We start from the raw sequence: 21849 nt of genomic DNA on the forward strand, positions 1-21849 counted from the left end.
AGAGTCGTCGAACCGGTCGAACCGGCCGTGCAACCCGTTAACAACTTAGTCGGTTTACAGCTCGCCCGCCCATGGAGGGTCCGCCCCAGACCGTGAGATGGTCACCGAGGCTGCCTTCGCAGCGAACTCCAGCGCCTCTGACCAGTCATTACGGCTCATCGTACGCATCAACGTCGGGTCGAGCATGCGCCGGGCCCCCAGCTGGTGGAGCACCGCACCGCAAATCGTGTCGCCCGCTCCGATCGTGTCGATGACGGCGACCGGTGGGGCCTCGACATCAACAGTGAAATCGGTCGTCATGGCGGTCAGGCCGTCGCCGCCGCGGGTGATCAGCACCGCGCCCACGCCGGCCGCCAGCCACTGCGCCGGGCCGGTTCCGGCCGGGCCGAGGGCCAACCAGGCCGCATCGTCATCGGAGACCTTCACGATGTCGAGGTCGGGCAGCCAACTGGCGAAACGGCGGCGATAGCCATCCGCGTCGTCGATGACACCGGACCGGATGTTCGGGTCGAGGAGTGTCAGCCGTCCCTCCGCATGGCTGCGACGCAACAGTTGTTCGTAGACACTCGCACCCGGCTCCAGCACCATCGACAGGGTCCCGAATGCCATTGCGCCGACGGTTCCGGGCAGCGGACCCGGATCGGTCACCAGCCGATCGGCGGTGCCCTCGAGATAGAAGGAGTACTGCGCCGATCCGTCGGCCCCGACGCTCGCCAGCGCCAGCGTTGTCGGTTCCGGGCCACGTTGTAGCAGCGACAGATTCACCCCCGCGCCGCGCAGCGCCTCCGTCAGCGCCTGCCCGTATCCGTCGGTCGACAATCGCGAACACAGCGACACCGCCGATCCCAGGCGCCCGAGCGTGATGGCCACGTTGAACGGGCCACCGCCGAGCGCCGGTGTCAGTGGAGCGAGCGGATCATCACCTCCCGGAACAAGATCAACCAACCCCTCACCGCATACGACGATCTCTTTCACGCCTGCTCCACTCCCCGATGTCGACCCGGAGCCTGATACCGCAGGCCCCAGCGTCCGGTCCAGACCTGCCCCGGTTCCAGAACGATCAGATCGATTCCCGACGCCAGCGTATTAGGAGGTGCGGTCATCGGTTCGATCGCGACGGCGCGCCCGCGTCCGGGATAGGCCTGATCATTTGCGGGATCGGCGGTGAACGCCTGAACCCAGCCGAAGTTGAGGTCTGTCCACAACTCTGTGGTGCCGGTCGGACCGATCAGCCGGTGCGTGATGATGCCGTCGTCGGCGACCATTGCGGTGAACGGGGTGTCCAGCCATTGCCCGGCGAGCGGCCGCGGGGTCCGGTAGTCGTAGTCGGTACCGGCGACGTCGCGCGGATCTCCGCTCGGGAGCTGCCGCTCCGGGTCGAGCGGCTGGTACTGCTGCGCTGCCAGTTGCAGCGAACAGTCATCGGCCGGGTCGTCCCCCACTCGGACAAATGTGTGCTGCCCCAAGGCATATGGGGCCGACTCGGCGCCGATGTTGGTGGCGGTGTGGGTGACGACCAATCCGTCGGCACCGACGACATGGTCGGCGGTCAGATAGAGGTCGTACGGCCATCCCGGATGTTGTCCCACCGAAACACCCAGCTTCACCGATGACGCGGTCTGGTCGAGGATGTTCCAGTCGACCATGCGAACGAAGCCGTGGTTTGCGTTGTTGCGGCCGGCCTCGGTGATCGGCAGGTGATGGGTCACCCCGTCAAAGGTGTACGTGCCGTCGGCGGTCCGATTGGGCCACGGAGAGAGGACCAAGCCGGCGGACATCGGCGGTTTGACCCCCGGTTCGATCTCCCAGGTCTCGGTGAGGAGCCGATCACCGCAACGCACCGCGCGCAGTCCGGCACCCGCTGTTGCGATCTCGGCGCTGTACCCGTCCGATTCAATGCTGTATCCAGCCACGCCTGAAGTCTGCCATCACCGCCACCGCCAGTCTCGATTTCACCGGGGCCCAAGAGGAGCCGTTGCTGCTTTACTCGGTATGAAACGAACGAACGAAGGGTCGGGAGATGAGCGGCAGGAAGGTGCGGCGGCCAGATGCGTGAACTACCCGCCGGGCGTGATGCCGTATTGCTCGACTTCAGCGGTGAGCCGCACCCGTCGATCGCGACACTCAAGGCGCATTCGGTCCTGAAAGCCGCGATGTCCGTGGGACTGCTGCCCGGCGTCCTCGACGTGATCCCGGCTGCCGAGACCGTCCTGGTGCAGGCCGAGCCCGGAGCAGGCCTTGACGAACTGTCGATCCGGCGCGCGCTGCGTCACGTCGACTTCGCCGAAGGCTCCACCGGCCCCACAGAGCACGTCGATCCGATTGCGATTCCGGTGCACTACAACGGCATCGACCTGGACGAAGCAGCCGAGCGGTGCGCACTGTCGGTCGCCGACGTCATCGCCGCGCATTCCCAGACCCTGTGGCGAGTGCAATTCATGGGATTCGCGCCCGGGTTCGGTTACCTGGTACCGCAACATAATTCGACGGCAACAGCCCTGACATCCCTGCCCCGTCGGGCGCAGTCCCGGCCACGTGTCCCATCCGGTTCCGTTGCGGTCGCGGCCGGTTACAGCGCCGTCTATCCACGCGAGAGTCCCGGCGGGTGGTGGCTTCTCGGTAGCACCGATCTCACGTTGTGGGACAACGACTCCGAACGTCCGGCACTACTGAACCCGGGCGCAGTGGTCCGGTTCACCGATGCGGGCGTGGGCTCATGACCGACCTCGTGGTGGTCGCGCCGGGACCACTGACCACGGTCCAGGATCTGGGCCGCCCGGGCTACGGCGACCTCGGCGTCCCACTGTCCGGCGCTGCCGACCGGCGGGCACTCAAGTTGGCAAACCGGCTGGTGGGCAACACCGAACGCGCCGCCGGCCTCGAGGTGACGCTGGGCGGCTTGCGACTTTCAGCCCGGCGCCAACTGCTGATCGCGGTCACCGGGGCACCCGCCGACGCCCAGATCGACGGCGTCGACCGTGGACACCACAACGCGACAGTACTTCTCGCAGGCGCGGAGTTGTTCGTGCCGCCCCCACGCAGTGGCCTGCGGACCTATGTGGCGGTACGGGGCGGCATCGACGTCGAACCGGTGCTGGGGTCGAGGTCGACCGATCTGTTGTCAGGGCTGGGCCCGGCCCCGCTACGCGCCGGCGACGAACTCGCCGTCGGAGTCTTGGCCGGGCCCTGGCCGCCGGCAACCGAAGCACCGTGGGATGTGCTCGATCCCCACCGTCCGGTGCCGCTGTATGCATCTGCAGGCCCACGGCTCACCCACTTGGAACATCCGGCCGGCCTCTACACGGGCATCTGGACGGTCAACGCCAACTCCGACCGTGTCGGTGTACGCCTCGACGGGAATCAGGAGTTGCGGTTGCGCAGCGACGCCGGTGAACTGCGGTCGGAACCGGTTGCGCTCGGCTCGGTGCAGATACCGCCTGGTGGGCAACCGGTCGTCTTCCTGGCCGATCATCCCACCACCGGCGGCTATCCGGTGGTCGCGGTCCTGGTGGCGGAGTCGATCGACGCTGCAGCGCAGCTGGTACCGGGCAGGCAGGTTCGATTCGTCGCGGATTAGCGGCCGTGACATCGGTTTTCGCGGCCTGGATGCCATCTGACGCGAGGCTGCGATGCCGTTTAGCATACGCAACGACCCGGCTCAAAATCCGGCGCGGGTCTTTTGCTCACCGTGAATCTTTGTCTTTCCCAACCTTCAACGCCAGGATTACCGTTCCCGTATGCCTTGCACCACGACAGCGCGGACGGAGACGTCATGACCGTAGATGCGCCACCCGTCTCACCGACCCGGAAGGTCGCGACAACGCGCCTCACACCTGAAGGTGGATCGAAGCGCAGGCGCAAGGTTCCGCGTTGGGCGATCAAGACGCTGAGCCCCGTCGCCATCGTGGTGTTGTGGCAGATCCTCGGAGACACCGGCGTTCTGGACGAGGACACACTGGCCACCCCGTGGCAGGTGTTCCAGACCGCGCGTGACATGTGGGAAGACGGAAGCCTGCAGGACGCGGTGACCACATCGCTGCAACGCGTCCTGTTCGGTCTGGTCATCGGTTTGGCGGTCGCCACCGTGCTGGCCACCATCTCCGGTCTGTTCCGCCTCGGCGAAGACATCATCGATGCACCCATCCAGATGCTCCGGACCGTTCCGGTCATCGGACTCATCCCACTGCTGATCGTCTGGTTCGGCATCGGCGAAGAGCCCAAGATCCTGCTCATCGCGCTCGCAGTGACCTTCCCGCTGTACCTGAACATCTACGCCGGTATCCGTGGTGTCGACTCCAACCTCATCGAGGCCGCACGAACCCTCGGCCTGAGCTGGTTCGGTCAGGTGCGCAACGTCGTGCTGCCCGCGGCCCTGCCCAATGCACTGACCGGCCTTCGCTACTCGCTCGGATCGGCCTGGTTGGCGCTGGTGTTCGGCGAGACCATCAACGCCACCGCGGGCATCGGCTACGAGATGAACACGGCCCGTGAGTTCTTCCGCACCGACGCCATCATCGTCTGTCTGGTGCTCTACGCACTCTTGGGCCTGGTGGCCGATTTCATCGTTCGATTCCTCGAAAGGACCCTCCTGTCATGGCGACCGGCGTTCAGCGGAGCGTGACCCCGGACCGGACCGAAGAACTACCGGTCACGGTCCGTGGGTTGACCCGAACTTTCGGTGACAAAGACGTCATCGACAACCTCGATCTCGACATCGAGCCCGGTCAGTTCGTTGCCCTCCTCGGTGCCAGCGGCTGCGGAAAGAGCACACTGCTGCGTATTCTCGCCGGACTCGACGCCGACATCTCCGGCGATGTGACCGTGGCGCAGGCGCGGGCAGTCGCGTTCCAGGCTCCACGGTTGATGCCGTGGAAGAAGGTCTGGCGCAACATCATTCTCGGTCTCAAAGGCGCGAACAAGGCGACCGCACTCGCCGCACTCGACGAGGTCGGACTGAGCCACCGGGCAACGGTGTGGCCGAAGGTTCTCTCCGGTGGCGAAGCACAGCGAGCCTCGCTGGCCCGGGCTCTGGTCCGCTCACCTGATCTGCTGCTACTCGACGAACCCTTCTCGGCGCTCGACGCCCTGACCCGGCTGAAGATGCAGGATCTCGTCGAACAGCTGTGGCGCAAACATGATTGCGCGATCCTGCTGGTCACCCACGATGTCGAAGAGGCCCTGATCCTCGCCGATCGGGTACTGGTGATGAAAGACGGTCAGATCGCCCACGACCTGACCCTCGACACCCCGCGCCCGCGCGACATCGCCGCACCCGACCTCGCCGCGCTTCGCGTCCAGCTTCTCGGCTGGCTGGGCGTACACACCACCGCATTCGGCACTGATGACCCCGGTACCAACACACTCGGTGCCAACACACCCGACATCAACAAACAGGGAGCCAACTCGTGAGCAACGACGCCGCCGTCGAGATCATCGGCATGATCGGAACTCAACACGTCTCGGAGATCCACGCGCCGACGACAGATGCCGTTGATCCGGGCTTTGTCGCCCGGTTCGCCAAAGTCCACGAGGAAGCCGGATTCGATCGCGTGCTCATCGGGCACAGTTCCAGCACTCCCGACGGCCTGCAGGTGGCCGCATACGCTGCGGCACACACCGAGCGGCTCAAGTTCCTGATCGCACATCGTCCCGGATTTGTCGCGCCCACGGTCGCGGCCAGGGCCCTGGCCACCCTCGACCAGTTCAGCGGTGGTCGCACCTCCGTGCACATCATCTCGGGTGGAAGTGACGCCGATCAACAGCGTGACGGCGACTTCCTTTCCAAGACAGAGCGTTACGCACGCAGCGCCGAATTCATCGAACTGCTCAAACTCGTCTGGACCAGTACCGAACCGTTCGACTACAGCGGAGATCACTACCAGGTCAACGACGTTCGGTCGGAAGTCTTCCCCGTCCAAGCGCCCCGGATCCCGATCTACTTCGGCGGTTCGTCGGCCGATGCCTACCGGGTCGGCGGAACACACGCCGATGTCTTCGCCCTGTGGGGCGAACCGCTGGCGCAGACCAAAGAACAGATCGACTCGGTCCGCGAAGCCGCGGCAGCAGCAGGCCGCACCGACGACATCAAGTTCAGCGTCTCCTTCCGTCCGATCATCGGGCGCACAGAAGAAGAGGCCTGGGCGCGCGCCCACCGCATCCTCGAGAGCATCAAATCCACGAACGGTCACTCCTTCACCGGCGCCCGCTACGACAAGAACGGCACCAGCAACGTCGGTTCGCAACGCCTTCTCGAGGCGGCCGCTGCCGGCGATCGCCACGATCGCGCCCTGTGGACTGCCACGGCGGCGGCCTCCGGCGCGAAGGGCAACTCCACCGCCCTGGTCGGCACGCCCGAAACCGTTGCGGCCGCACTGCTCGACTACGTGGACATCGGAGTGCATGCACTGCTGATCCGCGGCTACGACCCCTACGACGACGTGATCGAGTGGGGCAAAGAACTGATCCCACTGGTACGCCGCGGTGTTGCCGCGCGCCAGGAATCCGCATTGGCAGGAGCACATTGAGCAACAACGACCCCCTCGTCTACGAGCCCACCGCCGCGGTCCGCGGCACCGTTGTGGTGTTGCACGGTCGGGGTGAGCATCCAGGAGTGTACGAACGCTTCAGCACGCGTATCGCTTTCGATGGCTACCGCGTGGTGGTACCGCCCGTCACCGATACGCTGGATGTGGCGGCGCTGTTCGCCCCGTACACCGAAGGCGGGCGCATCCTCGTTGGCCACGACAACGGCGCGGCCCTCGCCTGGAACCTTGCTGACTCACTGAACGCGGACGCCGTGGTGATCAGCGGCGCAGGCCCCGAATCCCAGGCCGCTCCAACACCTTCTGATCACACCGAGGAGCTGGATCTGCGGTCGGCCTGCCCCGTGCACCGGGCCCGGCTCGATTCCGATGAGGCTTTCGGCTGGGGCCACCTGGGCGCCACCCCGGTCGCCTACAACACCGACGGACCGTCGGCACCGGTACTGTTCGTCCACGGCGAAAAGGACCTCGTCGCAGACGTGGCTCGTGCCGCATCGCTTGCAACCCAGTCGGATTCATACCGCATCTCGGTATTCGAAGACGGTCGTCACGACGTCCTCAACGACAAGATGCATCGCAGTGTGGCCGCCACCATCATGTTGTTCCTCGAGGACGTCTGCAAGGGCATCCGGACCACCGACACGGCCGCGGCTGCCGCGGAGGCACCTCTGAGATCAAGACGAACTGCGCCGGTCCACATTTCGGCCCGCCTGAACTACACCCTCAAGGCCCTCGCCACGCTGGCGTCCGACGATGACGGACCGGTCAAATGCGAAACCCTCGCCCGCACCTGGGATCTGCCGCTGAATTCCCTGGTCAACATCATGGGCCAACTGCGACGCGCCGGAATCGTGACCAGCCAGCGCGGCTGTGACGGCGGCTATCAACTGGCACGTCCGGCCACAGAGATCTCGGTCGCCGAGGTGGTCCAGGCGATCGAAGGGGCGGTGGTGACACAAAGCGTCGCCGACGCGGGGCAGGCTGTCTGGTCAACCCTCGAGACCCACGTCACCGATCTTCTCCAACAGTGGAACCTGGGCCAACTGCCCGGAGTACAAGCACCAAAGGAAGCAATTCATTCATGAGTACGCACGACGGTTTTCATCCGGATCTCCACACCACGAGCAGTGATTACGGGAAGCAATCGTTGCGCGCCCGCCTGCACCACGTGAAGGCCTCGGACGTCAACGACAACACGACGCAAACCGAAGGCATGCAGCGCTTTGCCGCGATCAGCGGCACCACGGTCGGCTCCGAGAAGATCTGGATGGGCGAAACCCACGTCGCCCCAGACACGGCTTCGGACAATCATCACCACGGTGAATCCGAGACCGCCATCTTCATCCGGAGCGGCAACCCCGAGTTCGTCTTCCACGATGGCGTCGAAGAGGTCCGGATCGCAACGACCGCCGGTGACTACATCTTCGTCCCACCGTTCGTACCCCATCGCGAAGAGAATCCGGACCCGAAGAATCCCGCAGTGGTCGTGATCGCCCGCAGCACCCAGGAGGCGATTGTCGTCAACCTGCCCGGCTTGTACCCCCTCGAAGACGAGAAGTGAAGGCAACAGCCACACCATGAAGAACATCACCAGAAAACTGCGACTCTCGGCGACCGCGGCAGGTGTCGCCGCAGCGCTGACCCTGTCCATGGCCGCGTGCTCGGATGACGAGTCGACCACCAATTCCGATGGCAGCGTCAATCTCTCGGCCGTAACGCTCAAGGTCGGCGATCAAGCCGGAATCCAGCAGGCCATCCTCGAGGCCTCCGGCGCACTCGATGGAGCCGAGTACCAGGTGGAATGGGCGCAGTTCCCGGCCGCCGCACCGCTGCTCGAAGCCGAGAAGGCAGGAGCGATCGACATCGGCTACACCGGCGACGCTCCCCTGATCAACGCACTCGCGGCCGGCGCCGACGTCTCGGTCGTCGCCGCCAGTGTCAACGAGGGCGCCAATGGCCTGGCGCTCATCGTCCCCGAGGATTCGTCCATTCAGTCGGTTGCCGACCTGAAGGGCAAGACCGTTTCGCCCACGACCCAGGGCAGCATCGGACACTACGAACTCCTGTCGGCTCTCAAAGAAGCAGGATTGACCGCGGACGACGTGACGGTCAGCTTCCTCGATCCGGTCAACGCCGCGGCCGCACTCAAGTCCGGCTCCATCGATGCCTGGGCCACCTGGGACCCCTACACCGCTGCGGTCGAGATCGACGACAACGCGCGCGTCATCCGCGACGCCGAAGGGATTTCATCCAAACTCGGCCTCCTCAGTGCGAACAACGAGTCGCTCGCCGACCCCGCCACCAAGGCCGCGATGGAAGACTTCGTCGGCCGCTTCAACACGGCGTTGCTGTGGGCGAACGACAACGAAGACGAGTACGTGCAGATCTACAGCAAGCTGACCAAACGGCCGGAGAACATCGCTGCGCTCGTCGCCAAGCGGTCGCAGCGTGTGCCAACGGCACTCGACGCGGAGCAGGTCGCGAAGTTGCAGACCGTCGCCGACAACTACCTGCAGTTCGGGGTCCTCAAGAACCAGGTCGTCATTGCCGACAACGTTCAGGATCTTGCTGCGGCGCCCGTCGCCACCGGCTAGAGCCTGTCCACACCCCAAGCAAGCTGTCCCCGCGCCGACATTCGGCGCGGGGACAGCTGCATTCTGGTGCGCCAGAAGCCGCCCGATCGAGCGCACCACCGAATTGATGGTCCGAATGCTCCGGCCGGGCGGTCCCCACACCGCCAGCTGGCACGTTGACACCCCAATGAGACGGTTCTAAACTTTCGTCTCAAGAGGTGTGGTGTTCTGCACCGGCGACGAGAGGCCGTCAATGACCGACGTGCATGAGCCCGAGTTGGCTGCCGAGAGGTCCGCACAGACCACGCCCGAGGTGAACCCACTCGGCCCCGATTCCGTGACCTGGAAGTTCTTCGGCGGTTGGCACGGCATGCTGATCGGCCTGTGGTCGGGGTCGATGCAGAATATGCATCCGAAACTCGGCGCCGCGGTCTGGGAGCACTCCGACTTCTTCGGCGAGCGTTGGCAGCGCCTGAACCGGTCGCTGTATCCGATCATCGGGGTTGTGTTCGACGGCACCACCGACACCGGACACGAGGTCCGCGACTACCACCGTGAGATCAAGGGCGCGATGCCCGATGGCAGCCGGTATCACGCACTCGATCCCGACGTCTTCTATTGGGCGCATGCCACGTTCTGGTACGGCAACATCAGGTGCGCGGAAGTGTTCGGCCCGCCGATCACCGAAGCCGAGAAGCGCGCGTTGTTCGAAGAATCACGCACCTGGTACGCGATGTACGGCGTGAGCACCCGCCCCTGCCCCGATACCTACGAAGAGTTCCTCGAGTATTGGGATCACATGTGCCGCAACGTCCTCGAGGACCATCCCGCGGTGCGCACCGTCCTCGACATCTCCCAGCTTCCGCCGCCACCGTGGATGTCTGCGATGCCACTGCCGATCTGGAAACTGATGGTCCGGCCGACGGAACGGTTCTTCACCTGGCTGACCACGGGGCTCTACCACCCGGCGGTGCGCGAGATGATGGGCTTCACGTGGTCCGAGAAGGATGAGAAACGGTTCCGGCTCTTCGGCAAGGGGGTCAACGCCTTCATGCAAGCCCTACCGGAGCGTTACCGTCGGCATCCGCGTTGTCGCGACGCGTGGGATCGGTTGTCGGGCAGGGTCCCGGCCGACGCCCCTCTGCTCGAAACACCGCTACGCAACCTGCCACCGGAGGCCGTACGCGACAAGCCGATGCATTACTGCCCGGTGACCGCGGCCCGTCGGGCCCAACTCCCCTGGCAATCCGATGAAACCGGAGAATGTCCGGTCGCGCACTGAGACCTGTTGACATCAAAGGCTTCGATGCCAACAGGTTTGGGGATCAGTACCGCTCGGGCTCCGGGCCCAGAACGAAGCTGCGACCAGTGACCTGACCGGGGGTGATCTCGACGTACTCGTACTTCAACGTCGCGATCCACGGCGTCAGCGCCAGCTTGTCTGCCTCGAGAATCTCGCTGGCCGACACCAGGTTCCGGGCGGTTCCCCGGATGATCACACTCCACGCCCAGCCGTCGGCGGGCGAGGACGCGTCGACCTCGAACAGAACCGACGAATTGATGGTCAATTTCAGGAGTTTGCTTCCCGGTGCGGTGCGAAAGTAGATCCGACCTTCGCTCGCAACATAGTTGACGGGAAAGATGTCGATCTCGTCGTCGACAGAGACGACAACCCGTCCCAATTCGATCTCTGCCAACTTCTCCCAGCACTCGTCGACGGTCATCTCTTGGACCGGACCACCCAATAACATCGACTCATCTCCTCGCCTACCACCTGACCGGTCGGCACTGTGCCAACCGCTTCGATCTCGCCGCCTGGGCGATCGTCCGCCCGGCCACCGAACGTGGTCACCTCTGTAGCGTCGCATGTCGACGCCTCTACTGCTAGGGGAGAAATGCCCTACCATGGCCCCGAAGCATCCTGACCACCTGAAGTCTGGGGAGGGCACAGCGAGCCGCCGCTCCTCACCTGCGGAGGACACATGACAGCGACGACACCAACAACACCAACCGCGCCCCTGACGCTTCAAAAGGTTTCGCTGACCAGCGAGGCAGCACGGATCGGAGCAACCGCCTGGCAGGCGGTCTGCGGTGGGGCCCGGTTTGCCGCACGCGCCGTCGGATCCGACGATCTGGCCGCAGCCGGAGCCGGTGAAACGCGCAACACCTTCGCCGCGCTCGGACCCACCTACGTCAAGCTCGGGCAGCTGATCGCATCGAGCCCCGGGGTGTTCCCCCGGGTGTTGTCCGATGAGTTCCGCACGTTGCTCGACCGGGTTCCACCGGCCGACCCGGATCAGGTTCGCCGACTGCTCACCGACCAGCTCGGCCGCGACCCGGATGAGGTGTTTGCGCAATTCGACCCCGAACCAATCGCGTCGGCGTCAATCTCGCAGGTGCACAACGCGGTTCTGTCCACCGGCGAGCATGTGGTGGTGAAGATCCAGCGGCCCGGGATCAAAGCGAGATTGGCGGCCGATCTGCAGATCCTGCAGCGGGCCGCGGCTGTGGTCGAGTTCTCGCCGTATGGACGCATGCTCAGCGCCAAGGCCGTGATCGAAGACTTCACCGCAAACCTCAACTCCGAACTCGACTTCCGGACCGAAGCCGCCGCGATGGAGGAATGGACCGACGCGATCTCCGGGTCGCGTTTCGCCGATCAGGTCCGGGTGCCAAAAGTCTTCTGGGACTACACCACCGAGCGAGTGATCACGCTCGAGTTCGTCGATGCCATCCGCATCGACAACGCAAAAGCAATCCGTGAAGCCGGCCATGACGGCACCAAGATCGTCAAGACGTTGTTGCTCTCCCTGCTCGAATCCGCCTTCACCGACGGGATTTTTCACGGCGATCTGCACGCCGGGAACGTGTTGGTGGATCCCCAGGGTCGAATCGTCCTCTTGGACTGGGGAATCGTCGGCCGCTTCGACGACCGGTCTCGGCTGATCGTGCGTGAACTGCTCGGCAACCTGATGCGCAGCAACTATGAGGCGGCCGGGCAGGCACTGTCCGCGCTGGGAACGTTCGGCAAACCGGGTTCGGTGCGCGAGACCGCAAAGGATCTGCGCCGGGTTGCCGCACCCATCGGTGGCACCAATCTCGGTGACATGTCGTATGCCGACCTGGGTAGGCAACTCGCCAATCTCGCCAAGACCTACGACGCCCGACTACCCCGAGAACTGGTCCTCGTCGGCAAGCAACTGCTCTACGTCGAGCGGTATATGAAGCTTTTGGCGCCCAGCTGGAAAGCCATGTCCGATCCCCAGGTCGTCGGCTACACCGCCGGACTCCTCAAAGACTCCGCCCGCTCCCGATAATGTGCCCTTCTGGCGAACAAAACCCCAGGTGAGGACAACCAAAACAGCACATCATCGGGTGATTCGGTAGCGGACGAAGGCCGGAATCGCCAGGGCGGCAATCCCTGTTCCGACAACGACGAGGACGCCGCCACCGGCGGTGGCGGCCGCGGTCCCCACCGAAACGGCCGCAGCACCGTGCAGGACATCGGCGATGCGGGGGCCACCGGCGACGACCACGGTGAACACACCCTGCAAACGGCCACGCATCTCGTCGCTCGCAGCGGCCAGCAGAATCGACTGCCGAAACGCCGACGACGCCATGTCGGCCGCACCACCGATCATGAGCAACGCGACCACGATCGGCAGCATCGGAAGCGCGGTGTGGTTGGCGAATCCGACACAGATCCCGACCCCGATGATGGCCACACCCCAGATGATCACGCAGACGATGACGGCAAGGCCCTGCCTGCGCACCCGTGACACCCACCCGGAGAAGATGCCGCCTGCCAGCGCGCCGAGCGCAATTGCGGAGAACAACAGGGCAAATGCGACTCCGCCACTTTCAGGTCCACCGAAACTCTCGTGTGCCATCTGCGGGAACAACGCCCGGGGCATTCCGAAGATCATGGCGATCAGGTCGACCACGAAGGACGCCATCAGGACCGGTTGGCCTCGCAGGAACACGAATCCCTCGATGATCGAGCGCACGCCCGCGGACGTCGGTTTCCGATCACCTCCACCCGGCCGCAACGACGGCAATTTGATGACGGCCCACAGCGTGGCGAAGAGGAACACGGTGTCGACCAAATACAGCAGCGAGTATCCGAGTACCGGGATCAGCGCTCCACCGACCAGTGGTCCGGCAATCGCACCGGCCTGCATCACCGTCATGTTCAGCGAAGCGGCAGCAGGCAGTTCGGCATTCGACATCAGCTTCGGGAGAATCGCTGTGCGGGTTGGCTGATTGACGGCGAAGAACGCTTGCTGCAACGCGAAGAGCGTGAGGATGACCCACACGTTGCCGAACCCCATCGCCGACTGCACGTAGAAGAATGCGCTGGTACCGATCAACCCACATGTGGTGATGATCAACAGGATTCGACGGTCCATGGCATCGGCCAATGCGCCGCCCCACAACCCGAAGATCACCAGTGGCACCAGCCCGAACAAGCCGGTCAACCCGACGTACGCCGAGTTGCCGGTGATTTGGTAGATCTGGGCCGGAACAGCCACCACCGTCAATTGCGCACCGATGACGGTGACAATGTTCGCCCACCACAGGCGACGAAAGTGGGGGTGCTTGAGCGGGGTGGTGTCGGCCAGGAACCGGCGGGTCACCTGCTGCGAACCGGAAGGTGGTCAAACATCTACGGCTGCAACCTCGTGACGTTCCACCGGCCGTCTACCAGCGACGCCCGCACCCGGTTGTGCAACCGGTTCGCGCGGCCTTGCCAGAACTCGACCTCGACGGGGGCGATCACGTAACCGCCCCAATGCGGCGGCACCGGAACCGGTTGCTCGCCGTCGAACCGTGCCTCGATGGCGGCGGCCTTGTCCTCCAACGCTTCCCGCGACTCGATCGGCGCCGACTGCTGCGACGCGAACGCTGACAGCTGCGAACCACGTGGCCGCTTGGACCAGTAGTCCGCAGTGTGGCCTTCCGGCACCTTCGTCACCGGTCCACGGAAATGGACCTGGCGCTCCATCGCGATCCAGGGGAACGTCACCGCCCCATACGGCACGCCGTCGAGGTGCCGTCCCTTGTCGGATTCGTAACTGGTGAAGAACGTGACCCCGTCGGCGTCCACACCTTTGCAGAGCACCGTGCGGGTCGACGGGTGACCGGCGGCATCGACCGTCCCGAGCACCATGGCATTCGGTTCCGGGATCATCGCATCGACAGCTTCGCGCAGCCATTTACCGAACAACTCCAGCCACGGCGGGTCGCCTGCGAGCCAGAGCGGGTCGAGGTTGTCCTTGACCCCGTCGGCACCGGCTGCGTCATCCCCGGATCCGGGGCGCCCGACACCGCCGGAGGCTGCATAGGCCATCCGCATGTTGGCCAAGTCGATCGGTTTGCGTTCCACGGCCGATAACGCTACTCCCGGGTCGTCCAGAATGCCTCGGGCACTACAGTCCTAATCAGTACGCATACAGGGCAATGGCAAGGGAGCTCGAGCGATGGCAGTCAACGTTGAAATACCCGAAGGATTCGTCGAAGGTCTCGAGGGTGTCACCGCATTCACCACCGAGATCGCAGAACCCGACAAGAACGGTGGCAACCTCCGGTACCGCGGCGTCGACATCGAAGACCTCGTAGAGAACAACGTCACGTTCTCCGACGTCTGGGCACTGCTCGTCGATGGACGTTTCGGTGACGGACTGCCGCCTGCCGAGCCGTTCCCACTGCCCATCCACACCGGCGACGTCCGCGTGGACGTGCAGGCAGGCCTGGCCATGCTCGCACCGATCTGGGGCTATCAACCACTCCTCGACATCGACGACCAAACCGCCCGCGACAACCTGGCACGCGCCTCGGTGATGGCACTGTCCTACGTCGCGCAATCGGCCCGCGGCATCCATCAACCCGCCGTCCCACAGAAGGTCATCGACGAATGTGACACCGTCACAGCACGATTCATGACCCGCTGGAAGGGCGAACCCGACCCCGCGCACATCCGTGCGATCGATGCCTACTGGGTCAGCGCCGCCGAACACGGCATGAATGCCTCGACCTTCACCGCCCGCGTCATCGCCTCCACCGGCGCCGATGTCGCGGCTGCCCTCTCCGGCGCCATCGGCGCGATGTCGGGACCGCTACACGGCGGCGCGCCCGCCCGCGTGCTGCCGATGATCGAAGAAGTCGACCGGACCGGCGACGCCCGCGGCCTGGTCAAGGGCATCCTCGACCGCAAAGAAAAACTGATGGGCTTCGGACACCGGGTGTACCGCGCCGAAGACCCCCGGGCCCGGGTGTTGCGCCGCACCGCAAAAGAACTCAACGCCCCGCGATATGAGGTCGCCTCGGCACTGGAACAGGCTGCGCTCACCGAACTCCGCGAACGACGCCCCGACCGGGCGATCGAGACCAACGTCGAGTTCTGGGCCGCGGTCATCCTCGACTTCGCCGAGGTCCCGACCCACATGATGCCTGCGATGTTCACCTGCGGGCGGACCGCAGGCTGGTGCGCGCACATCATGGAGCAGAAGCGTCTGGGCAAACTGGTCCGTCCGGCCGCGCTCTACGTGGGCGCCGCCCCACGTCGTCCCGAGGATGTCGACGGCTGGGACGTCATCGCACCGAAGTAGCTTTCCGATGATGGTGGCTATTTGGCGCGTAAACCCGCAGGTCGCGCTCACCAAAACCCACCATCATCGGGCGCAGGGCGGGACTCTAGACTGATCGCATGAGCGAAACGATCTCCATTCCGGCCAACCTCTTGCCCAGCGACGGCCGTTTTGGTTGTGGCCCGTCCAAGGTTCGCCCCGAGCAGCTGCAGTCGCTGGTCGACACCGGCGCATCGGTATTCGGTACCAGCCACCGTCAGGCCCCGGTCAAGAACGTCGTCGGTGCGATCCGCAGCGGACTGTCCGACCTGTTCTCGCTCCCAGACGGCTACGAGGTCGTCCTCTCCAACGGCGGCACCACCGCCTTCTGGGACGCCGCCGCATTCGGCCTGATCTCCAAGCGTTCGCTCAACCTGACCTACGGCGAGTTCTCCAACAAGTTCGCCACCGTCGCGAAAAACGCTCCGTTCCTCGAAGACCCGGTGGTCATCTCGACCGAACCCGGTACCGCGCCGAGCGTGAGCGCGATCGCGGCCGACAAGTTCGACGGCGTCGACCTCGTGGGCTGGGCCCACAACGAGACCTCGACCGGTGTGGCAGTGCCCGTCAGCCGCCCTGCGGTGGCCGGCGACGCCCTGATCGCCATCGACGCCACCTCCGGCGCAGGCGGCCTGCCCGTCAACGTCGCCGACACCGACGTGTACTACTTCGCGCCGCAGAAGTCCTTCGCATCCGACGGTGGACTGTGGATCGCCCTGATGAGCCCGGCCGCGCTCGAACGAGTCGCCACCATCGGTGCCTCCGACCGCTGGTGCCCCGATTTCCTGTCACTGCCGACCGCCGTCGAGAACAGCAGCAAGAACCAGACATACAACACCCCGGCCGTCGCATCGCTGCTGTTGCTGGCCAACCAGATCGAGTGGATGAACTCGAACGGCGGCCTCGACTGGTGCACCGCGCGGACCGCGGACAGCAGCTCGCGACTCTACGATTGGGCGTTGGCAAGCGAGTACGCCACCCCGTTCGTGAAGGACGCCGCATACCGCAGCCAGGTCGTCGGAACCATCGATTTCAACGATGACGTCGACGCCGCAGCGGTCGCTAAGGTGTTGCGCGCCAACGGAGTGGTCGACACCGAGCCCTACCGCAAGCTCGGCCGCAACCAGCTTCGGATCGGCATGTTCCCGGCCGTCGAACCCGACGACGTGAGCCGCCTGACCCAGTGCATCGACTACGTCGTCGGCGCACTGTAGCGGCCACCCGCACTCAGCCCACCCCTGCTGAGCTGGCATTTTTATGCGTGTCATGCCCGCCTTTGGGGCTTGACTGCATTACGCTGACGCCAATGCACACCGACACAGATGTTGAGGCTGGCTCCGAGTCGTGAAGGAGAAGCAGATGCGTGAGCTTCGAGTCATCGGCCTTGAGCCGGACGGCAAGAAGGTGATCTGTCAGGACACCGAGTCGGGCGAGAAGTTCCGTATCCCTGCTGATGACACCCTGCGTGCGGCTGCCCGTGGCGATCTGACCCGGCTGGGGCAGATCGAGATCGAGATGGAAAGCACTCTGCGGCCCCGCGAGATCCAGGCCAGGATCCGCGCGGGCGCCACGGTCGAACAGGTGGCTACGGCCGCCGGGGTGTCGATGAGTCGTGTTGAACGTTTTGCCCATCCGGTGCTGCTCGAGCGCGCTCGTGCGACCGAACTGGCGGCGGCGGCACACCCGTTGCGCTACGACGGGCCTGCACTGTCCACCCTCGGCGAGGTTGTTGCAGCTGCCCTCGGTGCCCGCGGGCACAACCCCGAGAACACCGAATGGGACGCCTGGAAAGCCGAGGACAACCGCTGGGTCGTCCAGGTCAGCTGGCACGTCGGACGCTCTGTCAATCGCGCTCATTGGCGTTATCTGCCCGGCTCGAACTCGGGCACGGTGGAAGCAATCGACGAGGTCGCCGACGAGTTGATCGATCCGGATCTGAGCCGGCCGTTGCGTAGCGTGACCGCGCTCTCGCCCACCGTCGACGACACCGGTTCCGACGAAACCGAACTCGCCTTCGACTACACACCGCCGAAAGCGGCTCGGGTATCACCGATTTCGCGTTCGGCGCGCCTGACCGTGAAGTCCGACGGGTCTGGCGAGGTCACCGTGGACGCCGATTCGGTCACCGGTGAGCAGACGGCCCGCCGAGCACCTCGTCCGGCCACGCCCGAGCCCCGTCCCCAACCGACAGCCGCCCAGATCGACCCGGTTGACGAAGCCGACGATCTGCCCGAGGCGATCACCGACGAGCAAACGCCGGAGGAGCAGACGCCCGAGGAGCAGACCGAGGCGTCGGTAACCACCGAAAAGCCCGAAGCACCGCAGAGCCCGGTCACAACGACCGGTCCCAAAAACCCTGAGACCGGGGACAAGTCGGAGCCGAACCGCAAGCGCGGACGCGGGAATCGCAAGCCTTCGCTACCCGCCTGGGAGGATGTACTTCTCGGGGTCCGCAGCAGCGGCAACCCGTGAAGGGCGTTTAATTGTTCCGTACGTGAGACAGGTCGGCACCGACGAAAGGACTTGAGTTGGCAGCGAAGGCGTCGATGCTCTGGTTCATCAACTCAAGCGATCCGGTAGCCGAGATCAGGCAAGGCCTGCGACACGATCCCGCCGCGGCGGCCAGCCTTGCCGGCGCGTTGTGCCCAGACCTCACCGCTCTGCCCATCGGTGAGACAGACCTTGCGTCCGCCGCGACTCCGGCCGATGATCAGCTGTTCGTCGGCGTCTACGGCTCGCTTGTGGTGGTCACCAGCCCGGTGCTCTCGACGACCACTCCGTCCACTCTGCCCGAGGCCTGGATCACTGCGGTCCCGTCGGACGAGGTGATTGTCCTGCACACCGAACCGGAATCGTCGCTGGGAGCCTTTGCCCGCTGGGAGAACGGCACACTGCGCCGCTCGTTCTCGGCAGACCCGGTCACCATCCACGAAAACATCGGGCTGCCTTTCATATTCGAGGGTCCGTTCTGGGCCGGCGAGCATCCCCTGATGTACGCCGATGGCGCCCAACCAGATCCACAGGCACTGCCATTTCACCCACAGGAGTTCGCCGAACAGGCGATCCGCGAATGGCTCGGCTTTCGCTTCACCACGCCACTGGGCGACGAGGACTCCGATCCGGCGAACATCGTCGTCTCAGGCTTCGCGATTCGGCCAAAGGGATATGTACCGACAGAGGCCGATGTCGAATTGGGATTGTCCACCGGCAACGGGTCCACCAACAGCGGGCCCACCGGCAACGTGGTGACAGACGGCGGTGACAACCACGAGTCGAGCGAGCACAAGCCGGGCCGGGTCGCCCGCTGGTTCGGGTTCGGCCCCAAGCACTGAGCAGGCGCGAAGCCCTGACTCCCGGCACCCCGGCATCAGGTCACGCGAGGGCTCAGCGTGCCCGCTCGTAGAAGGCGAGCGCCGCGGCCGTCGCCACATTGAGCGAGTCGGTCCCCCTCGCCATCGGAATACGTGCTCGCACATCGCCGGAACGCATCGCCGTCTCCGACAGACCCGGACCCTCGGCCCCGACCATGAAGGCAACCCGCTCGGCGTCCACTGCTTCTGACAACGGGACGGCAGCATTGTCGGGCGTGAGCGAGATTATCCGGAAGTTGTTGTCGCGGAGCACTTCCAGATCCGATGGCCAGCTTTCGACGTGGGCAAAGGGAACCAGCAGCACATGTCCCATCGACACCCGGACCGACCTCCGATAGAGCGGGTCCGCGCAGGCGCCACCGAAGATCACCGCGTCGACCCCCAGTCCCGCGGCGTTCCGAAAGATGCTGCCGATGTTCTCGTGATCGTTGACACCTTCGAGGACGGCCACCGTCCGGGCGCCGACGAGCACATCGGTGAGCGTGATCGGCTCAGGACGGCGGGCGACGGCGAGGACGCCGCGGTTCAGATGAAATCCGACCACCTGCGCCATGACGGTGGCACCGACCCGATAGAAAGGCACCCCGGCCACCGCGTCGGCGGAGAGGGTGGGAGCCAATTCCTGCAGGCGCTTGTCGACGCCCAGGAACGCATGCGGCGCGAACCGGGAGGCAACCATTCGCTGGGCGACCAGCACACCCTCGGCGATGACGAACCCCTTACCCGGCAGGCCGCCGGGCAGAACGGGCAGGTCAGGTCGTCGGTCGGCGGAGTTCAAGTCTCGAAAGTCATCGACCCGCGGATCGGTGGGGTCGTCGATGTCGATCACGTCGACTGTGAGATCCGACATGACGCCGCCTGGGTGAGTGTGCGATCCGACCATCCGGCTAGTCTGCCCGACCGTCGATGTGACAGGTTGAAAGGGTGAGCAACGGTAATCTGACGCTTCGTCGCGCAATCGAATCCGACTGGTCCGACATCGCCATCGCCGATGCGCGGGCGTTCGCATTTGTCGAACCGCTCGACGACGAAGCCCTGGCCGACATCCGATCCAAGGTCACCGATGGCGACGCCATCGTGGTCCACGACACCTCCGATCCGGAACGTCCCGTCCTCGTGGGTGTGGCGATGTTCTTCCGGATGAAGATGTCGATCCCCGGTGGTCTCCAGGTCGACCTGCCCGGATTGTCCTGGGTGTCGGTCGCAGCTACGCACCGTCGACGCGGAATCCTCCGGCTGATGATCACCGAGATGTTCGAGCAGTGGGAACGCGAGCAGTCGATATTCTCGATCCTGACGGCCTCTGAGGGAACGATCTACGAACGATTCGGATACGGGCCCGCGGCTTTCGACCACACGTTGCGTCTGGACCTGCGGAAGGCCTCCCTGCGGGCACCGGCGCCTGCAGACTCGCGGATTCGGTTTGCCGACGCCGACCAGGTCCGCGCATCAGTTCCCGAGATCCACAACCGTTGGGTTTCGACCCGGCCCGGCGCGATCGTCCGAACGCCGGTGTGGTGGAACATGATCTTCGCCGACCGCCCCATCCTCCGTAACGGGCGCAGCGGACTCCACTACTTGGTGCACCCCGACGGTTACGCCAGCTACCGGATCCATCACGAGTCCGAAACCGTTTCCATCGCAGAGGTTTCCGAGCTCTTCACCGTCACCGACGAGGCCCACACCGAGCTGTGGCGGGTCCTGTCAGGACTCGATCTGATACCGGCGCTCACTGCAACGACTCCGGTGGACGATCCTCTCCCCCTCAAACTCACCGATCTGCGTGCACCGACGGTCACCGGTATCCACGACAGCATGTGGCTCCGCATACTCGATGTCGAGCAAGCCCTTTCGCTGCGCGACTACGGTCACGACACGGACTTCGTGCTCGAGGTGAACGATTCGTTCCGTGACTCCGGTGGGCGCTGGAATGTGTCGATCACCGACAGCAAAGCCACGGTCAGTGCCACCGACGCCGAACCCACTGTCCGAATGGACATCTCGGTGCTGGGCAGTCTCTATCTCGGTGCGTACCGTGCAGTCGACTTCGCTGCCGCGGAAAGACTGTGGACCGTCGATGGCGCCACCCTGCACGCAATCGATCAGGCGTTCAGCACGGACCGCCGACCGGTTGCCGGCACGTCCTTCTGAGAACACCGGCCACCGCCGGTGGCGACGCTCAGTCGCTTTCGGTGACGATCGACTCGATGATGCCGACCGCACCGCGGAGGGTGGCCAACTGCTGGTCGTCGAGCCGTTTGAGCTGAGCCCGCAACCATTCCTCACGTGCGTTCGCCTCGTCGACCACCAGCGCGTCCCCTGCCGATGTCAGGGTCACGATCACCTGCCGGCCGTCGGTCGGATGCGGCTCACGCTTGACCATTCCCAGGTCTGCCAGCGAGGCGATCACGCGCGTCATCGACGGCGGCTGGACGCGTTCGCGTGCGGCGATGGCACCCGGGGTCATCGATCCCTCGCGCTTGAGTGTGGACAGAGCCGACAGCTGCGTAAGCGACACGACAGATGACGCCCTGCGTCCACGTAAATGCCTGGTCAGCCGCACTACAGCTATCGCCAGATCACTTGGCAACTTCTCGTCATTCTGCTCCACGGTTCGAGGATAGGTGAGCATGATCGAAATGCGCGCTGAACTGCCGATATTCATTTGTTCACCTCACAAGTGAGCAGCTGTCGACTTTAATTGCAGAAACTGCAATTCGCGCACCGCTCGACGGCG

Annotated in this window: 22 protein-coding genes; 15 read left to right on the top strand and 7 right to left on the bottom strand. The window is 64.7% G+C overall.

What is annotated here, in order from left to right:
• Window positions 1-54: 54 nt before the first annotated feature.
• Window positions 55-975 (bottom strand): carbohydrate kinase family protein, encoded by a 921-nt coding sequence (locus AC1TQG_RS21600; protein ID WP_482140101.1) that lies wholly within the window; start codon window positions 973-975, stop codon window positions 55-57.
• Window positions 972-1913, bottom strand: coding sequence for an aldose 1-epimerase family protein (locus tag AC1TQG_RS21605; RefSeq protein WP_482140103.1), 942 nt, complete (start codon window positions 1911-1913; stop codon window positions 972-974). The genes AC1TQG_RS21600 and AC1TQG_RS21605 overlap by 4 nt, the downstream gene beginning before the upstream one ends.
• Before the next feature lie 135 nt (window positions 1914-2048).
• Here AC1TQG_RS21605 and AC1TQG_RS21610 point away from each other — a divergent pair, with 135 nt between their 5' ends.
• From AC1TQG_RS21610 to AC1TQG_RS21650, 9 genes are all read left to right on the top strand, one after another.
• Window positions 2049-2720 carry a 5-oxoprolinase subunit B family protein gene (locus AC1TQG_RS21610; RefSeq protein ID WP_482140104.1) on the top strand — a complete coding sequence of 224 codons (672 nt, stop codon included), beginning with the start codon at window positions 2049-2051 and terminating at the stop codon, window positions 2718-2720.
• Window positions 2717-3577: a 5-oxoprolinase subunit C family protein gene (locus AC1TQG_RS21615; protein ID WP_482140106.1), complete on the top strand. Its 861-nt coding sequence runs from the start codon at window positions 2717-2719 to the stop codon at window positions 3575-3577. Before AC1TQG_RS21610 ends, AC1TQG_RS21615 begins: the two co-directional genes overlap by 4 nt.
• A gap of 195 nt (window positions 3578-3772) precedes the next feature.
• Complete coding sequence (locus tag AC1TQG_RS21620; RefSeq protein WP_482140108.1) at window positions 3773-4621, top strand: ABC transporter permease; 849 nt, start codon at window positions 3773-3775, stop codon at window positions 4619-4621.
• On the top strand, window positions 4594-5409 hold the full coding sequence (locus tag AC1TQG_RS21625) for an ABC transporter ATP-binding protein (protein ID WP_482140109.1): 816 nt from the start codon (window positions 4594-4596) through the stop codon (window positions 5407-5409). Before AC1TQG_RS21620 ends, AC1TQG_RS21625 begins: the two co-directional genes overlap by 28 nt.
• Window positions 5406-6524: an LLM class flavin-dependent oxidoreductase gene (locus AC1TQG_RS21630; protein ID WP_482140111.1), complete on the top strand. Its 1119-nt coding sequence runs from the start codon at window positions 5406-5408 to the stop codon at window positions 6522-6524. The genes AC1TQG_RS21625 and AC1TQG_RS21630 overlap by 4 nt, the downstream gene beginning before the upstream one ends.
• Window positions 6521-7627, top strand: a complete 1107-nt coding sequence (locus AC1TQG_RS21635; RefSeq protein ID WP_482140113.1) for an Rrf2 family transcriptional regulator — start codon at window positions 6521-6523, stop codon at window positions 7625-7627. Before AC1TQG_RS21630 ends, AC1TQG_RS21635 begins: the two co-directional genes overlap by 4 nt.
• Window positions 7624-8103, top strand: a complete 480-nt coding sequence (locus AC1TQG_RS21640) for a cupin domain-containing protein (protein WP_482140115.1) — start codon at window positions 7624-7626, stop codon at window positions 8101-8103. The genes AC1TQG_RS21635 and AC1TQG_RS21640 overlap by 4 nt, the downstream gene beginning before the upstream one ends.
• A gap of 16 nt (window positions 8104-8119) precedes the next feature.
• Entirely contained in the window at window positions 8120-9136 is a 1017-nt protein-coding gene (locus AC1TQG_RS21645) for an ABC transporter substrate-binding protein (RefSeq protein ID WP_482140117.1), read from the top strand.
• Between the two features lie 232 nt (window positions 9137-9368).
• The gene (locus AC1TQG_RS21650; protein ID WP_482140119.1) at window positions 9369-10397 is read left to right on the top strand and encodes an oxygenase MpaB family protein; all 1029 of its coding nucleotides are present in this window, start codon (window positions 9369-9371) and stop codon (window positions 10395-10397) included.
• A gap of 43 nt (window positions 10398-10440) precedes the next feature.
• Here AC1TQG_RS21650 and AC1TQG_RS21655 read toward each other — a convergent pair whose 3' ends face one another.
• Window positions 10441-10866: a pyridoxamine 5'-phosphate oxidase family protein gene (locus AC1TQG_RS21655; RefSeq protein ID WP_482140121.1), complete on the bottom strand. Its 426-nt coding sequence runs from the start codon at window positions 10864-10866 to the stop codon at window positions 10441-10443.
• 231 nt (window positions 10867-11097) lie between these two features.
• Between AC1TQG_RS21655 and AC1TQG_RS21660 the strand changes: the two genes are divergently transcribed.
• Window positions 11098-12432: an ABC1 kinase family protein gene (locus AC1TQG_RS21660; protein WP_482140122.1), complete on the top strand. Its 1335-nt coding sequence runs from the start codon at window positions 11098-11100 to the stop codon at window positions 12430-12432.
• 51 nt (window positions 12433-12483) lie between these two features.
• Here AC1TQG_RS21660 and AC1TQG_RS21665 read toward each other — a convergent pair whose 3' ends face one another.
• Window positions 12484-13752 (bottom strand): MFS transporter, encoded by a 1269-nt coding sequence (locus AC1TQG_RS21665; protein WP_482140123.1) that lies wholly within the window; start codon window positions 13750-13752, stop codon window positions 12484-12486.
• A 29-nt stretch (window positions 13753-13781) separates the two neighbouring features.
• Window positions 13782-14501, bottom strand: coding sequence for a pyridoxamine 5'-phosphate oxidase (pdxH, locus tag AC1TQG_RS21670; RefSeq protein WP_482140125.1), 720 nt, complete (start codon window positions 14499-14501; stop codon window positions 13782-13784).
• Between the two features lie 94 nt (window positions 14502-14595).
• On the opposite strand from pdxH, the gene AC1TQG_RS21675 reads away from it, so the two are divergent.
• The 4 genes from AC1TQG_RS21675 (at window position 14596) to AC1TQG_RS21690 (ending at window position 19073) form a co-directional block, all read left to right on the top strand.
• Complete coding sequence (locus AC1TQG_RS21675) at window positions 14596-15723, top strand: citrate synthase 2 (protein ID WP_482140127.1); 1128 nt, start codon at window positions 14596-14598, stop codon at window positions 15721-15723.
• Window positions 15724-15821: 98 nt separating this feature from the next.
• Complete coding sequence (gene serC, locus AC1TQG_RS21680) at window positions 15822-16955, top strand: phosphoserine transaminase (protein ID WP_482140129.1); 1134 nt, start codon at window positions 15822-15824, stop codon at window positions 16953-16955.
• A gap of 145 nt (window positions 16956-17100) precedes the next feature.
• Entirely contained in the window at window positions 17101-18213 is a 1113-nt protein-coding gene (gene sepH, locus AC1TQG_RS21685; protein ID WP_482140131.1) for a septation protein SepH, read from the top strand.
• Between the two features lie 56 nt (window positions 18214-18269).
• A complete protein-coding gene (locus tag AC1TQG_RS21690; protein ID WP_482140133.1) occupies window positions 18270-19073 on the top strand; it encodes a DUF6928 family protein in 804 nt (267 codons plus the stop codon).
• Between the two features lie 52 nt (window positions 19074-19125).
• Here the strand turns inward: AC1TQG_RS21690 and AC1TQG_RS21695 are convergent, their stop codons facing one another.
• The gene (locus AC1TQG_RS21695; protein ID WP_482140135.1) at window positions 19126-19962 is read right to left on the bottom strand and encodes a TrmH family RNA methyltransferase; all 837 of its coding nucleotides are present in this window, start codon (window positions 19960-19962) and stop codon (window positions 19126-19128) included.
• Between the two features lie 74 nt (window positions 19963-20036).
• Between AC1TQG_RS21695 and AC1TQG_RS21700 the strand changes: the two genes are divergently transcribed.
• Window positions 20037-21263, top strand: coding sequence for a GNAT family N-acetyltransferase (locus AC1TQG_RS21700; RefSeq protein ID WP_482140137.1), 1227 nt, complete (start codon window positions 20037-20039; stop codon window positions 21261-21263).
• Between the two features lie 28 nt (window positions 21264-21291).
• On the opposite strand, the gene AC1TQG_RS21705 is transcribed toward AC1TQG_RS21700, so the two are convergent.
• Window positions 21292-21744 (bottom strand): Rv0880 family HTH-type transcriptional regulator, encoded by a 453-nt coding sequence (locus AC1TQG_RS21705; protein WP_482141407.1) that lies wholly within the window; start codon window positions 21742-21744, stop codon window positions 21292-21294.
• Between the last annotated feature and the right edge of the window lie 105 nt (window positions 21745-21849).

The organism is Williamsia sp. Y844 (genome assembly GCF_056786475.1).